The organism is Cryobacterium sp. PH31-AA6, from assembly GCF_030063195.1.
In the GTDB taxonomy this organism is placed as follows: Bacteria; Actinomycetota; Actinomycetes; order Actinomycetales; family Microbacteriaceae; genus Cryobacterium.
The window spans coordinates 96,769-109,862 of sequence record NZ_JASISS010000006.1 but is presented as its reverse complement, the minus strand read 5'-3'; the positions used below and the strand labels follow the sequence as shown (position 1 = coordinate 109,862).

Sequence of the window (13,094 nt, the reverse complement as noted above, 5' to 3'; positions counted from 1 at the left end):
CAACGAGCTCTCGATCCTGAGCCTGTACTCGGCCATGGCCGTCTACGCCCTGGCCTTCATTGCCTTCTCCTTCGACCTGGCCAAGCGTTCGGCCGCGGTGAATCAGGCCCAGGGTGAGGAGCTCCGCTCGACTGCGGCCGAGGCCGTGAGGTCCGCGGGCGCATCCGGCGGCACCGCCACGCTCACCCGGATCAGCGCGCGGATCGTCAACGACGCGGCCACGCCGTACGGCCGTTCTCCGAGCCTGCGCGTGGGCGTCTCCCTCACCGTGCTCGCCTGGCTGATCCACCTCGCCGCCGACGTGCTCAGGGGCCTCGCCGCCGGCCGGGTGCCGTGGGCGAACATGTACGAGTTCGCGATGACCGGAACCCTCCTGATCGTGACGGTGTTCCTGATCGTGCTGACCCGGGCCGACCTGCGCTTCCTCGGCACCTTCATCACCGGCATGGTGCTCGTGCTGCTCGGCATCGCCGCCCTGCGCTTCTACGTCGAGGTCGCACCGCTCCCGCCCGCACTGCAGTCGGCCTGGCTCGTCATTCACGTGTTCGTCGCGTCCCTGGGGACGGGCTTCTTCGCCCTCGGCTTCGCGCTCTCCGGCGTGCAACTGCTCCAGTTCAAGCGCGAAGCGGCGGTTTCAGCGGTCGGTGCTCCGGGTCCCGTGCCGGCCGACACGGCGTCGGCGTGGAAGAATCCGCTCCGCTTCCTCGCTACCCTGCCCTCGGCGGCAACCCTGGAAAACCTTGCCTACCGGGTCAACATCATCGGCTTCATCCTCTGGACCTTCACCCTGATGGCCGGGTCGATCTGGGCAGAGAAGGCCTGGGGCCGTTACTGGGGCTGGGACACCAAGGAGGTCTGGACGTTCATCATCTGGACCATCTACGCCGGATACATCCACGCCAGGGCCACCCGCGGCTGGCGCGGCTCCCGGTCGGCGTGGCTGGCGATCGTTGGTTTCAGCGCGGTCATGTTCAACTTCGGCATCGTCAACGTGTTCTTCAAGGGCCTGCACTCCTACTCCGGCCTCTAAGCCGAGCAAACTCCGGCACTCCCTTCCGCGAAAGTGCACTTTTCGCCCCTTCGGCACCGCGAGAAGGGCGGAAAGTGCACTTTCGCGGGTCAGGGGAGGAGGGCGTGGCAGCGGGACAGGCGGGCCAGCCACCAGGCGGTGCGCTCGGCGGATGCCTGGTAGCGGTCGAGCAGGTCGGGGTCGGGCGTGACCCGGCGCACCGGGATGCTCCCGTCGACCGGCAGGATCGGGTCGCCGGTGACGTCGCCCGCGAGCAGGGACGCGGTGCCGAGCCCGCAATCGAAATCGAGGCCCGGGATCGCGGCGGCCAGGTGCGCCCCCATCGCGATGCCGATCGAGGTGTCGAGGGCGCTGGAGACGACGACCGGCAGGCCGGCCTGCGCGATCAGGGCCAGCGCGGCGTGGATACCGCCGAGCGGCCCGGCCTTGATCACGAGGATGTCCGCCGAGTCGGTGCGGGCCACGAGCAGCGGGTCGTCCGCGCGGCGCACGCTCTCGTCGGCGGCGACACCGACATCCAGGTATGCGGTGCGGCGCCGGATCTCGGCGAGTTCCTCGATGCTCGCGCACGGCTGCTCGACATACTCGAGGTCGAACTCGTTCAGCGCGTGGATCGCGTGCTCGGCCTCGTCCACGTTCCAGAGACCGTTCGCGTCGACCCGGATGCGTCCCTCCGGCCCGAGCGCGTCGCGCACGGCCCGCACCCGGGCGACGTCATCCGCGAGGGTCTGGCCGGGGGCCGCGACCTTCACCTTCGCGGTGCGACAGCCGGGGAAGCGGGCGAGCACAGCGGCCACCTCGGCGGCATCGACGGCCGGAACCGTCGCGTTGACCGGGATGCGGTCGCGGAGCGGGGCGGGGGTCTTTTCCCAGCCGAAATCGATGGCGGCGCGGAGCCAGGCCGCGGCCTCCTCATCGTCGTATTCGGCGAATGGGGAGAACTCGGCCCACCCCTCCGGTCCGTGCAGCAGCAGAGCCTCACGGCTGTCGATGCCGCGAAATCGTGTGACCAACGGCAACGCGACGACGCGGGCCGTTCCGAGCAGTTCGTCCAGTGAAGGCAGCATGTTCCCAGTGTGCCAGCAGGCGGCGAGCACCGCTGACGCCCTGGCTGACGAGATCGGGCGCGGCGCCCGTAGCCGGGAGTCCGGCTTGGTCAGAGTTCGCCCTGGCCTAACACCACGTCCACGTCGAGATCGAGATCGATGTCGTCACCGATCTCCGGCTTCACATTGAGGACCGCGAAGGGGATGCCGGGGGCGATGAGCAGGTAGGCGTCTTCGAACCGGCCGCCGCCACTGTTCACCCGCAGCCAATAGGGTGTTCCGTCCGTGAACGCCTTGAGGACCTCGGCCTGGATCGACTCGATCGTGCGCCCGGCGAGTGAGTATTGCTGGCCCCCATAGACGATGTCGACGCGCCTCATGGTTCATCCTTCGCATTCACGATGGTTGCGGTTCGGTGTGGTTCCGGGACCAGCTGCAGGCCCCCGGACGAGTTCGCGGTGAGCATCAGAGCCTCAATCCACTCGCGGTTGAGGCTCGGCGAGCGACCGCCGAAGTACTTGTAGGTCAGGGGGATGGCCGGGTGCAGCCAGATTGTGCTCCGGCCGTCCCCGCCCTGTGGATCGTCGCGCCAGGTGAAGTAGAAGCACTCGCCGCGACGCAGCTTCGCTCCGATCACCACCTGGATATGCGCGAGGACCCGATCATCGAAGTCAGCCGACAAGGTCGAGTTGTAGGTCAGCTTGCCCATCACAACACCCCCGTTGAGTTACTGACGACACTACGCGGGAACCCGTGCAGCGGGCTACTGCCAGTTCGGGGGCGCTCGGTATTAATCGCGCAGGTACCGTTCGAGCCGCGGCACGTGCAGGAGGGCGAGTGCGCGCTTCTCGATCTGGCGCACCCGTTCCCGGGTGACGCCCTGGATCACCGCGATCTGGTCGAGCGTGTGCGGCTCGTCGCCGTCCAGTCCGAATCGGGCCACCAGGATGGCCCGTTCCCTGGGTGGCAGCGCGTCCAGATAGAATCCGATGTCGGCCGCCCGAAGCGTGATGGTGGCGTACTCGTCGGGCTGCGGCAGGTCGTCGTCGATGATCAACTCGGAGATGTCCCCGATGCCGTCACCGACCGGAGAGTGCAGGGAAATCGGCTCGTTGTCGTACTGCAGCAGCCGGGCGACGTCCCTGATCGGGATCTGCGCCGCGTCGGAGAGCTCGCGCGGGGTCGGGTCGCGGTCCAGGGTGCTGGTGAGGTCACGGCGGATGCGCTTGATCTTGTTCAGCTTCTCCGCGGTGTGCACGGGAATGCGGATCATCCGGGACTTGTCGGCCATGCCGCGGTGGATGGCCTGACGGATCCACCAGGTTGCATAGGTGGAGAACTTGTAGCCGGTCATGAAGTCGTACTTTTCGACCGCGCGAACCAGCCCGATGTTGCCGTCCTGCACGAGATCCATGATCGGGACGCCGCGGCCGGAATAGTGTTTGGCGATGCTCACCACGAGGCGGAGGTTCGCCTCGATGAAGTGGTTCTTCGCCCGGCTGCCATCGTGGGCAAGCCAGGCGAGCTCGCGGGCGGTGGCCGGGTCGGAGACTCCTTTGGCCAGACGCTCGCCGGCGAACAGGCCCACCTCGATCCGTCGGGCCAGCTCGACCTCGTCGAGGGCGGTGAGGAGCGGGCCCTTTCCGATCCGGCGCAGGTAGTCGCCGAAGGCATCCGTGGATGCCCGGCTGTACCGGGAGACCGACGAGCCGCCGGTGCTCCTGTTGGGAGAGGATGCCGGCGCCGGCGCGTGCTGCATCGGGGGGGCCGACAGCGGGGTCTGCACCAGGGCGCTCATCAGCGAACCGCCCCGACCAGAGACGACCGCAAGGCGAGACTCGCTGCGGCCGGGGCGAACCTGGAGAAGTAGGAACGCTCACGCAACCGCCGCAGGTTCGTCACCTCGAACGCGCCGTCGAGGCGTTGGATGAAACCGAGCACCGCCCGTGGATCGTCCGCGGGAACCGCTTTGTCCCTCACGCACCATTCCTCCGGTGAAATCTCAACGATGTCTACGCCCTGGCCGCCATCCTCAGTGCGGTCCACGCTGGTCGCGGACACCTCCTGGTGGAGTGCTGCCGCTGCGTCATTTCCAGTCATGACTACCTCTCGGTCGATCTCGGGTGACCTCAGAACCCCAGTACACATGGTGAAAACGTGCCCCTCAAGGGGGTTGACTTGTCATCCCCCAAAGGAGTACTAAACTACGCACACGGCGTGTCGGCCCGGCACCGCACTTTCTCCGTCCCGCGTAGGCTGGCGGGATGACCGAACAGGTGTCCGAAATCTTCGATCCGAGCCAGTGGCGGGAGGTCGACGGGTTCGACGGCCTCACCGACGTGACCTACCACCACGACCTGACCGGCCGGATCGCGCGGGTCGCCTTCAATCGGCCGGAGGTGCGGAACGCGTTCCGCCCGCACACCGTAGACGAGCTGCACGCGGCGTTGGAAGACGCGAGGATCAACCCCCGGATCGGCGTGGTGCTGCTCACCGGCAACGGGCCGAGCCGGAAGGACGGCGGCTGGGCGTTCTGCTCGGGCGGTGACCAGCGCATTCGTGGCCGCGACGGCTACAAGTACGCCGACGGCGAGACCGCTACCGGCATCGACAAGGCCCGTGGCGGCCGGTTGCACATCCTCGAGGTGCAACGCCTGATCCGCTTCATGCCCAAGGTCGTCATCGCGGTCATCCCCGGCTGGGCGGCGGGCGGCGGCCACTCCCTGCACGTGGTCTGCGACCTCAGCATCGCCAGCGCGGAGCACGGCAGGTTCAAGCAGACGGATGCCGATGTCGGCTCCTTCGACGCCGGCTACGGCAGCGCCTACTTCGCCCGCCAGGTCGGCCAGAAGGCAGCCCGCGAGGTGTTCTTCCTCGCCCGCGAGTACTCGGCCCAGCGCGCCCTCGAGATGGGCGCCGTGAACGCGGTCGTGCCGCACGCCCGGCTCGAGGTGGAGGCACTGGACTGGGCGCGCACCATTCTGACCAAGTCGCCCACCGCCATCCGGATGCTCAAATTCGCCTTCAACGCGGTCGACGACGGCCTCGTCGGTCAGCAGGTCTTCGCGGGGGAGGCCACCCGCCTCGCCTACGGCACCGACGAGGCCGTCGAGGGGCGCGACGCGTTCCTCGAGAAGCGTGACCCCGACTGGGGCCCATACGACTGGCAGTTCTAGCCGTGCCCCGCGAGCTTCGCACGGTTGCGTCCGACGCGCCGCTCGAGCTCCTGCTCCTCCTCCGGGAGGCGCTCGCCGGCGCCGGTCCGGCCCTGCTGCCCGTGCCCGGCGGAACCGCGCAGCGGCTCCCGACGGCCACAGTGCCACGCCGGGTCGCCGTGGTGATCGAGACCTCCGGGTCGACCGACGCTCCCAAGCGAGTCATGCTCGGCACCGATGCCCTGCTCAGCAGTGCCGCCGCCACGACGGTCGCCCTCGGTGGGGCCGGCCAGTGGCTGCTCGCACTTCCCGCGCACTACATCGCGGGCGTGCAGGTGCTCGTTCGGTCGATCGCGGCCGAAACCACCCCGCTCGTGCTGGCCGGCGGCCATTTCGAGCCCGCCGCCTTCCGGGCCGAGGCGGAGCGGCTGAGCGAACCGCTGCGATTCACCTCCCTCGTGCCGGCCCAGCTGGAGAGGCTCGTGGCCGCGGCAGCCGACGACCGGCGTCTGCTCGCGGTCATGAGGCGGTTCACCGGCATCCTCGTCGGCGGACAATCGACCTCCGCCGGGCTTCTGGCCAGGGCTGAGGAACTCGATCTGCGCGTGCTGCGCACCTACGGTTCGTCCGAAACGTCCGGCGGTTGCGTCTACAACGGGCATGCGATCGGTGACACCGTGGTGCGCGCCGTGGACGGGCTGCTCGAGATCTCGGGGTCGGTACTCGCCGTGGGGTATCTCGGCGACGCCGACCGAACCGCGGAACGCTTCGGGCGGGAGCACGGAGTGCGCTGGTATCGCACCGGCGACCTGGGCGAGGTCACCCCCGGCAACGGCCTGGTCAGGGTTCTCGGACGCCAGGACAACGTGATCATCTCCGGCGGGGAGAAGGTGTCGCTCGACGCCGTCGAACGGGTCGTGCGTGCACTGCCCGGGCTGGCCGAGGCCGTCGCGGTCGCGGCAGACGATGACCGCTGGGGCCAGGTGCCCGTGATCGTGGTCCCCACCGAGCCCGGCTCGACGTGGCGTCCCCTCTCGGCCACGGCGCCGGATCCGCTCGACGCGGCGAGGATGGCCACGGCCGCCGCGCTCGGACCGGCGGCCAGGCCGGCCCGCCTCGTCTACGTGGCAGCGATCCCGCTGCTCGCCTCCGGCAAACCGGATCGAAAGCGGCTCGCGCGACTGGCAGCGGCCGCCAAGAAGTAGCATGAAGGCGTGGCACAACCAGCGCGGCCGACGAGGCCCAAAATGCAGCGTTTGACCCCCTCGACATCCACCGGCTCGAAGTCCGGGTCAGGCCGGACGGCGGGACCGGGTAAATCGGGCAACCCCGCCAAGCGGAACGCCCCGCGGAGGCCCGGGTTGGTGTCGGGGCGGCCCGCGACGGCGGCCGACTGGGTATCCGGGGCGCGCCTGCGCACCCTGCCGCTCGCGATCGCACCCGTGGCGCTCGGAACCGGGGCAGCCATCGTCGCCACCGAACCGGGCAGCTATCACTGGGTGCGCGCACTGCTCGCGTTGATGGTGGCGCTCTGCCTGCAGATCGGTGTGAACTACGCGAACGACTACTCCGACGGCATCCGCGGCACCGATGCCAACCGGATCGGCCCGGCCAGGCTGACCGGGGGCGGCGCGGCCCGGCCGAAGGCTGTCCTCTCCGTCGCCCTGGCCTTCTTCGCGCTCGCCGCGCTCGCCGGCCTCACCCTCGTGGTGCTGACCGGCCAGTGGTGGTTGCTGCTCGTCGGGGCCGCGGCCATCGTCGCCGCCTGGTTCTACACCGGCGGTCGACGCCCGTACGGCTACTTCGGCCTCGGCGAGGTGTTCGTGTTCGTGTTCTTCGGGCTCGTCGCCACCGGGGGGACCACCTATGTGCAGGTCGGCACCGTCAACACCGAGAGCTGGTTGAGCGGCATCGGGATCGGCCTGATCGCCTGCGCGGTGTTGATGGTGAACAACCTGCGCGACATCGAGCCCGACCGGGCCTCAGGCAAGCGAACCCTCGCCGTGCTCATCGGCGGTACGGCGTCGCGGGTCGTGTTCTGCGTCTTCCTGCTCGCGCCGTTCCTGATCGCGGGCTTCTTCGGGCTCTTCTACCCGCTGGCGTGGCTCACGTTCTTCGTGTTGTTCCTCGCCGCTCCGGCGGCCCTGATCACGGTCACCGCGAAGACGTCGAAGGAACTCGTGCTGGCGCTCAAGCTGACCAGCCTTGCCGCACTGGCCTACGGCGTGTTACTCGCTCTGGCGTTCGCGCTGTAGCGACTCGTCGGCGGCCCGGTCGATCGAGGCGTCCTCGGCGTCGGCATCCGGGTGAACCGTCGCCTGGCTGGGGTGGCGGGCCTGGTAGAGACCGAGAGCGACCTTCTCGCGCGGCTTCCGCAGGAAGAGGTACGACAGGCACACGCCGATCAGGGCGGCGACGAGGGCGGCGATCCACCAGGTGATCTGCATGGCGAGCAGAAGCGTGAGCGGCACCGCGAACATGAGCACGCGGTAGATCGAGTAGGACAACCAGGCGGGAACAGCTTTCATGTTTCCAGCTTAGGTCGCCCTCCCCGCACCACACACCGATCTCCCGGCTGGGCACCCTAGAATGACCAGATGGTGAAGGTGTGGATTGTCGTCGGGCTAGCGGTCATCATTCTGACCGTCTACTCCCTGGTCGACTGCGCGACCACCGCCCATAACCGGGTGCGGGGACTTCCGCGCTGGGTCTGGCTCTTCGTCATTTTCCTGGTTCCGGTCGTCGGCCCCCTGCTCTGGCTGATCGTGGGCCGCGGCCGCCGCGGCGCGGGCGTCGCCCGTTCGATGGCCCCCGACGACGACCTCGATTTCCTCAAGGGCCTCGACCGGCAGAAAACCGACGAGGAGCGCATCCGCGCCCTTGAACAGGAACTGGCCGACCTCGACAAGCCCGATCCGCGCACCGGCTCCGCAGGCTCGACCGGGACGACCGGGACGACCGACAAGTCCCCAACGACCGACAAGTCGGGAACGACGGGCAAATCCGGGTCGACCGGCAAGGCCGGTTTCGACCCCGACCAGGCAGATCCGGGCGACGGCGAACTGCCCGGCCGACGGGATGCCTGAGGCGTCAGGCAGCGGCAGCCCGGCCACCGATTTCAGCGTCGCGCTGCTCGGTGAGTTCGTTCGCCTCGGCGTGCGCGACGTGGTGCTCAGCCCCGGCGCCCGGTCCCAGGCCCTCGCCCTCGTCGCCGCGGAACTCGAGCGGCTCGGCCGGATCCGGCTGCACGTGCGCATCGACGAGCGCAGCGCCGGATTCCTGGCCATCGGCCTGGCCGTGGAGTCCGGGCGCCCGGTCCTGACGGTCTGCACCTCCGGAACCGCCGTGGCCAATCTGCACCCGGCCGTGCTCGAGGCACACCACTCGGGGGTGCCACTGATCCTGCTCACGGCCGACCGACCCGACGAGATGCGCGGCATCCGCTCGAACCAGACGACGGTGCAACCCGGGTTGTTCGGCCCGGCCACGCGGCTCTGTGTCGACGTTCCCGCTCCTGCCGGGCGGCCGGAGGAGACCGAAGCCGCCACGGAACTGGCCCGGCAGGCGAGGGATGCCGCCACCGGCCGGGACTCGGCAGCACCGGGCCCCGTGCAGCTCAACCTCGCCTTCAGGGAGCCACTCTCCGCGGCGGTAGACCTGTCGAACCTGGCTCTCCCGGCATTCGAGGATCCCGCCCCGGTGCGGACGGCGCCGGAACCGAAAGCACCGGTGACCGTGGCGGCCGGACCAGGCACCGTGGTCATCGCCGGAACCGGCTCCGGGCCCCAGGCGGAGGCCTTCGCCAGGGCCGGCGGCTGGCCGCTGCTCGCGGAGGTGAGCAGCGGTGCGCGCTTCGGCCCGAACCTGGTGGCTGCCTACCGGGAGCTCCTGCGCGCCGACGAGTTCGGCGGCCGGGTGGAGCGCGCCGTCGTGTTCGGGCATCCCACGCTCAGCCGGGAAGTTCCGGAACTCCTCCAGCGCGATGGGGTCGACATCATCGTGGTGGCCGCGACCGGCACCGAATGGTTCAACCCCGGACACCGGGTGCGCGTCTTCGCCCGGTCCGTCGTCGCGGACGAGACGGCCGTCGCCGCTGCCGGCACCCGCGAGGCACGGGAATGGCTCGGCCGTTGGGTGATGACCAGTCGCCAGCTGCTGGACGGCTCGGCTGATCTGGCTACGCCGCCGATCAACGCCCGCGGCATGAGCCGGGCCGAGCTCGCCGCCCTGCGCGCCCCGGTGACCCGGCCGATGCTCGTGGACGCCGTGTGGCGGGCGTCCTGGCCGCATGACCGGCTCGTGTTCGGCGCCTCGCGCTTGATCCGGGAGGCCGACCGGCTCGTGTCGGGCAAGAAGATCCCGGTGCATTCCAACCGGGGCCTCGCCGGAATCGACGGAACGGTGGCCACCGCGGTCGGCATCGCCCTGGCCAGCCAGGCCGGGCCCGAACCGCGCGGGGCCGGGACCACCCGGCTGCTGCTCGGCGACCTGGCCCTGTTGCACGACGCCGGCTCGCTGCTGCTCACGCCGGGCGAAGCGCGCCCGCGGCTGCAGGTCATCGTCGGTAATGACGGCGGCGGCACGATCTTCGACGGCCTCGAGGTCGCGGCATCCGCTCCGCCGGAATCGATCAGCCGGGTGCTCTACACCCCGCAGCGGATGGAATTCGCGCAACTCGCGGCCGCCTACGGCTGGGAGTACCGTCGCGCGGCCACCCGGAGCGAACTCGAACAGGCCCTGACCATGCCGCCGGCCGGGCCGAGCATCCTCGAGGTCCCGCTCGACCGATAGCCGGCGGGCGGTCCCGCCGGCCGGGCGCACTGGCGCGGCGAGGTGCCGCTGCGCCAGAATGGCGTGCACCGGCCAATCAGCGGCGGCTGGGCTGCAGCGTGACGAAGGGTGCACCGTGAACGATCTCACCAAGAAATTCTGGACGGACGACCCAAGCGTGCGGCTGGGCGTCGGTGCGGGGTTCCGGCTTGCCGACGTCGACCCCGGTTCGACCCCCGGCTTCGACGGCGTCGACAAGAAGAATGCGGACGAGGCCCTCGCCGAGGGGGCCGAGGTGCTGTCCACCCTTCAGGAGAAGCTTTTCGCGCGCAGCAAGTTCGGCGACACCCGCCGGGTGCTGCTCGTTCTGCAGGCAATGGACACGGCCGGCAAGGGCGGGATCGTGCGGCACGTCGTTGGCGCTGTCGACCCCCAGGGCATCCGGCTCTACGCGTTCAAGGCCCCCACTGAGGAGGAGCGCTCGCACGACTTCCTCTGGCGGGTGCGCAAGCGGCTACCGGATGCCGGTCTGATCGGGGTGTTCGATCGCTCCCACTACGAGGACGTGTTGATCGCCCGGGTGCGCCGACTCGCCCCGCCGGACGAGTTGGAGGCCCGCTACGGCCAGATCCGCGACTTCGAGCAGGCCCTCGCCGACGAGGGAACCACGATCGTCAAGGTGATGCTGCAGATCGGTTCCGACGACCAGAAGGAACGCCTGATGGAGCGCCTGGACCGGCCGGACAAGCACTGGAAGTACAACCCGGGCGACGTCGACGAGCGACTGCGCTGGGACGAATACCAGGAGGCCTACCAGCTTGCCCTGGAGCGCACGTCCACGCCGATGGCGCCCTGGTTCGTCGTGCCGGCCGAGAAGAAATGGTACGCGCGCCTCGCCGTGCAGCACCTGCTCATCGATGCCCTCGAGCGCCTTCAGCTCGACTGGCCGGCCGCCGACTTCGACGTGGCCGCCGAGAAGGCCCGCCTGGCCGCCACCTGACGGGACCGGTGAACCCTGGTCGGGTCAGCCGAACGCCTCGACGATCGGGCGGAACTTCATCCGGGTCTCGGCCAGTTCCCGGTCAGGCTCCGAGTCCAGCACGATGCCGCAACCGGCATAGGCCGTCACGTCACCGGTCGGGGTGACCTGCGCGCAGCGCAGCGCGATCGCCCACTCTCCGTCCCCGTCGGCGCCGACCCAGCCGACCGGGCCGGCGTACCGGCCGCGATCGAACGGCTCCAGCTCACGGATCAGGGCGAGCGCGGACTCGGTCGGGGTGCCGGCCACCGCGGCGGTCGGATGCATCGCCGCAATGAGGTCGAGCGAGGTCGACCCGTCGCTGAGGGTGCCCTCGACATCCGTCGCGAGGTGCCAGAGATTGGGCAGCTTCACGGTGAAGGGGATCTCGCTGGTGGTCAGGTGCGAGGTGTGTGGACGCAGCGACGCCAGCACGCTCTGCACGGCGAACGCGTGCTCGTCGCCGTCCTTGGACGAGGTGGCGAGGTGAAGGGCGGCCTCAAGGTCCGCCGCAGCGTCGGCCCCGCGGGACATCGTGCCGGCCAGCACCCGGGCGTTGACCTCACCGTGGTCGGCGCGGATCAGGGTCTCCGGGCTCGACCCGACGAGTCCGTCGACCGCGTAGGTCCAGCAGTCCGGGTAACCGAGGGCGAGTTCGCTCACGGCCCGGCGCAGGTCGGACTCGGCGGGCAGGTGCCCGACGAGGTCGCGTGCCAGCACGACCTTGTTGAGTTGGGCGGCGGCGATTCGGCCGACGGCTTCGCCCACCGCGGTGCGGTAACCGTCGGCGGGGAGCGCCCCGGGCAGAAGCGAGATGCGGTATTCGTGGCCGAGTGGGCGCAGGGCGAGCGGCAACTCCGGCTTCGTTCCCCCCGTGGGCCAGATGCGGGTGACCCAGCACTGGCCGTCCTCGCGGCCGACGATGACCTGGGGCACGATCAGCACACTGGACTGGGTCGAGGACGCGTCGAAGGCGAATGCCCCGAAGGCAAGCAGCCCGGTGCCGGTGCGACCGAGTGGATCGGTCACGGTCGCGGCGGCGGCGACGTCGCGCCAGGCGGCCGCGGCATCCGTCAGCCGGGTGGGACCGGAGAACTCCAGCCGCAGCGCGGTGCCGATGCCGGCCAGGCCCTGGTTGCGGCGCATCCACAGCAGCGGTTCGCGGCTGTCGAGCAGGAGGACAAGTTGGCGGACGTCGGCGATAGCAGTGGTTTCGACCGTCAGGGCCTGCGCATTCACTCGCCCAGCCTATGCCAGCGGGGTGGATGCCAGGCTTGTCCTTTGGCAATCTAGACTAGGGGAGTGAGCAGAGCAGACCTGAACAAGCAGCCCGAGCAGGTTGCTGCCATGTTCGACCAGGTCTCGACCCATTACGACCGCACCAACGCGGTGTTGTCGGTCGGAAACGCGGCGCTCTGGCGGATGGCCGCGACACGCGCCGTCGCCCCGCAGTCGGGCGACCGCATCCTCGACATCGCGGCCGGCACCGGCACCTCGAGCGCCGCGCTGACCCGGACCGGCGCGCACGTCGTCGCCGCCGACTTCTCCGCGGGCATGATCCAGGTCGGCCGGGAACGTCACGCCGGCAACCCGTTGATCGAGTTCGTGCAGGCCGACGCCACCGCGCTGCCCTTCGCCGACAACGAATTCGACGCCGTGACCATCTCCTTCGGCCTGCGCAACGTGGTCGAGCCCAGGAAGGCCCTCGCCGAGTTCTACCGGGTGACCAGGCCCGGCGGACGAGTCGTGATCTGCGAGTTCTCCACCCCGCCGTTCACGCCGATCCGGGCCGCCTACTTCGCCTACCTCAACCACGTCATGCCGATGGTCGTGAAGCTCGCCTCCTCGAACGCCGAGGCCTACGACTACCTGGGCGAATCGATCGCGGCCTGGCCGAACCAGTCCACCCTCAGCGCCTGGCTGCGCGCTGCCGGCTACGAGGCCGTGGCCTACCGCAACCTGTCTCTGGGCATCGTGGCCCTGCATCGCGGAGTGAAACCCGCGGACGAAGCGGACACGAGCACAGCGGACACCACATCCTGAGCCCTCCCAGTTCCGATCGATAGGCTGACCGA

General features: G+C 69.6%; 15 protein-coding genes. 8 read left to right on the top strand and 7 right to left on the bottom strand.

Translation table 11 applies throughout. The features are described from left to right. Positions 1-34: 34 nt before the first annotated feature. Complete coding sequence (ccsB, locus tag QMG61_RS06915) at positions 35-1,030, top strand: c-type cytochrome biogenesis protein CcsB (RefSeq protein ID WP_283493647.1); 996 nt, start codon at positions 35-37, stop codon at positions 1,028-1,030. A gap of 89 nt (positions 1,031-1,119) precedes the next feature. On the opposite strand, the gene QMG61_RS06910 is transcribed toward ccsB, so the two are convergent. From QMG61_RS06910 to QMG61_RS06890, 5 genes are all read right to left on the bottom strand, one after another. Next, positions 1,120-2,097 carry an o-succinylbenzoate synthase gene (locus tag QMG61_RS06910; RefSeq protein WP_283493598.1) on the bottom strand — a complete coding sequence of 326 codons (978 nt, stop codon included), beginning with the start codon at positions 2,095-2,097 and terminating at the stop codon, positions 1,120-1,122. 89 nt (positions 2,098-2,186) lie between these two features. Next, entirely contained in the window at positions 2,187-2,456 is a 270-nt protein-coding gene (locus tag QMG61_RS06905) for a hypothetical protein (RefSeq protein WP_283493597.1), read from the bottom strand. Beyond that, positions 2,453-2,785: a DUF7882 family protein gene (locus tag QMG61_RS06900; protein WP_283493596.1), complete on the bottom strand. Its 333-nt coding sequence runs from the start codon at positions 2,783-2,785 to the stop codon at positions 2,453-2,455. Before QMG61_RS06900 ends, QMG61_RS06905 begins: the two co-directional genes overlap by 4 nt. A gap of 81 nt (positions 2,786-2,866) precedes the next feature. After that, complete coding sequence (locus tag QMG61_RS06895) at positions 2,867-3,874, bottom strand: sigma-70 family RNA polymerase sigma factor (protein ID WP_283493595.1); 1,008 nt, start codon at positions 3,872-3,874, stop codon at positions 2,867-2,869. Then, on the bottom strand, positions 3,874-4,176 hold the full coding sequence (locus QMG61_RS06890) for a hypothetical protein (protein WP_283493594.1): 303 nt from the start codon (positions 4,174-4,176) through the stop codon (positions 3,874-3,876). Before QMG61_RS06890 ends, QMG61_RS06895 begins: the two co-directional genes overlap by 1 nt. A gap of 164 nt (positions 4,177-4,340) precedes the next feature. On the opposite strand from QMG61_RS06890, the gene QMG61_RS06885 reads away from it, so the two are divergent. The 3 genes from QMG61_RS06885 to QMG61_RS06875 are packed head-to-tail and all read left to right on the top strand — an operon-like array spanning position 4,341 to position 7,486. Next, positions 4,341-5,252, top strand: a complete 912-nt coding sequence (locus QMG61_RS06885) for a 1,4-dihydroxy-2-naphthoyl-CoA synthase (RefSeq protein ID WP_283493593.1) — start codon at positions 4,341-4,343, stop codon at positions 5,250-5,252. A 2-nt stretch (positions 5,253-5,254) separates the two neighbouring features. Then, a complete protein-coding gene (locus QMG61_RS06880; protein ID WP_283493592.1) occupies positions 5,255-6,436 on the top strand; it encodes an AMP-binding protein in 1,182 nt (393 codons plus the stop codon). Positions 6,437-6,478: 42 nt separating this feature from the next. Further along, positions 6,479-7,486, top strand: coding sequence for a 1,4-dihydroxy-2-naphthoate polyprenyltransferase (locus QMG61_RS06875; protein WP_283493591.1), 1,008 nt, complete (start codon positions 6,479-6,481; stop codon positions 7,484-7,486). Here the strand turns inward: QMG61_RS06875 and QMG61_RS06870 are convergent. Beyond that, the gene (locus tag QMG61_RS06870; protein WP_283493590.1) at positions 7,460-7,759 is read right to left on the bottom strand and encodes a DUF4229 domain-containing protein; all 300 of its coding nucleotides are present in this window, start codon (positions 7,757-7,759) and stop codon (positions 7,460-7,462) included. The two genes, QMG61_RS06875 and QMG61_RS06870, sit on opposite strands and share 27 nt — an antisense overlap. Positions 7,760-7,828: 69 nt before the next feature. Between QMG61_RS06870 and QMG61_RS06865 the strand changes: the two genes are divergently transcribed. The 3 genes from QMG61_RS06865 to QMG61_RS06855 all read left to right on the top strand — a co-directional run bounded on the left by QMG61_RS06865 (position 7,829) and on the right by QMG61_RS06855 (position 11,001). After that, complete coding sequence (locus tag QMG61_RS06865; protein ID WP_283493589.1) at positions 7,829-8,317, top strand: PLDc N-terminal domain-containing protein; 489 nt, start codon at positions 7,829-7,831, stop codon at positions 8,315-8,317. After that, entirely contained in the window at positions 8,310-10,022 is a 1,713-nt protein-coding gene (gene menD / locus QMG61_RS06860) for a 2-succinyl-5-enolpyruvyl-6-hydroxy-3-cyclohexene-1-carboxylic-acid synthase (RefSeq protein ID WP_283493588.1), read from the top strand. Before QMG61_RS06865 ends, menD begins: the two co-directional genes overlap by 8 nt. 115 nt (positions 10,023-10,137) lie before the next feature. Further along, a complete protein-coding gene (locus tag QMG61_RS06855; RefSeq protein WP_283493587.1) occupies positions 10,138-11,001 on the top strand; it encodes a PPK2 family polyphosphate kinase in 864 nt (287 codons plus the stop codon). Positions 11,002-11,025: 24 nt separating this feature from the next. On the opposite strand, the gene QMG61_RS06850 is transcribed toward QMG61_RS06855, so the two are convergent. After that, positions 11,026-12,258 carry an isochorismate synthase gene (locus QMG61_RS06850; RefSeq protein WP_283493586.1) on the bottom strand — a complete coding sequence of 411 codons (1,233 nt, stop codon included), beginning with the start codon at positions 12,256-12,258 and terminating at the stop codon, positions 11,026-11,028. Positions 12,259-12,321: 63 nt separating this feature from the next. Here QMG61_RS06850 and ubiE point away from each other — a divergent pair, with 63 nt between their 5' ends. Beyond that, positions 12,322-13,062: a bifunctional demethylmenaquinone methyltransferase/2-methoxy-6-polyprenyl-1,4-benzoquinol methylase UbiE gene (gene ubiE, locus QMG61_RS06845; protein WP_283493585.1), complete on the top strand. Its 741-nt coding sequence runs from the start codon at positions 12,322-12,324 to the stop codon at positions 13,060-13,062. The last annotated feature ends 32 nt before the right edge of the window (positions 13,063-13,094 follow it).

What these genes read in the sequence shown, in the direction of transcription:
- ccsB (WP_283493647.1), top strand. Translation starts at nt 35, where the DNA reads ATGGCCGTCTACGCCCTGGCCTTCATTGCCTTCTCCTTCGACCTGGCC.
- QMG61_RS06910 (WP_283493598.1), bottom strand. Translation starts at nt 2,097, where the DNA reads ATGCTGCCTTCACTGGACGAACTGCTCGGAACGGCCCGCGTCGTCGCG.
- QMG61_RS06895 (WP_283493595.1), bottom strand. Translation starts at nt 3,874, where the DNA reads ATGAGCGCCCTGGTGCAGACCCCGCTGTCGGCCCCCCCGATGCAGCAC.
- QMG61_RS06870 (WP_283493590.1), bottom strand. Translation starts at nt 7,759, where the DNA reads ATGAAAGCTGTTCCCGCCTGGTTGTCCTACTCGATCTACCGCGTGCTC.
- QMG61_RS06905 (WP_283493597.1), bottom strand. Translation starts at nt 2,456, where the DNA reads ATGAGGCGCGTCGACATCGTCTATGGGGGCCAGCAATACTCACTCGCC.
- menD (WP_283493588.1), top strand. Translation starts at nt 8,310, where the DNA reads ATGCCTGAGGCGTCAGGCAGCGGCAGCCCGGCCACCGATTTCAGCGTC.
- QMG61_RS06885 (WP_283493593.1), top strand. Translation starts at nt 4,341, where the DNA reads ATGACCGAACAGGTGTCCGAAATCTTCGATCCGAGCCAGTGGCGGGAG.
- QMG61_RS06890 (WP_283493594.1), bottom strand. Translation starts at nt 4,176, where the DNA reads ATGACTGGAAATGACGCAGCGGCAGCACTCCACCAGGAGGTGTCCGCG.
- QMG61_RS06900 (WP_283493596.1), bottom strand. Translation starts at nt 2,785, where the DNA reads ATGGGCAAGCTGACCTACAACTCGACCTTGTCGGCTGACTTCGATGAT.
- QMG61_RS06865 (WP_283493589.1), top strand. Translation starts at nt 7,829, where the DNA reads ATGGTGAAGGTGTGGATTGTCGTCGGGCTAGCGGTCATCATTCTGACC.
- QMG61_RS06875 (WP_283493591.1), top strand. Translation starts at nt 6,479, where the DNA reads ATGCAGCGTTTGACCCCCTCGACATCCACCGGCTCGAAGTCCGGGTCA.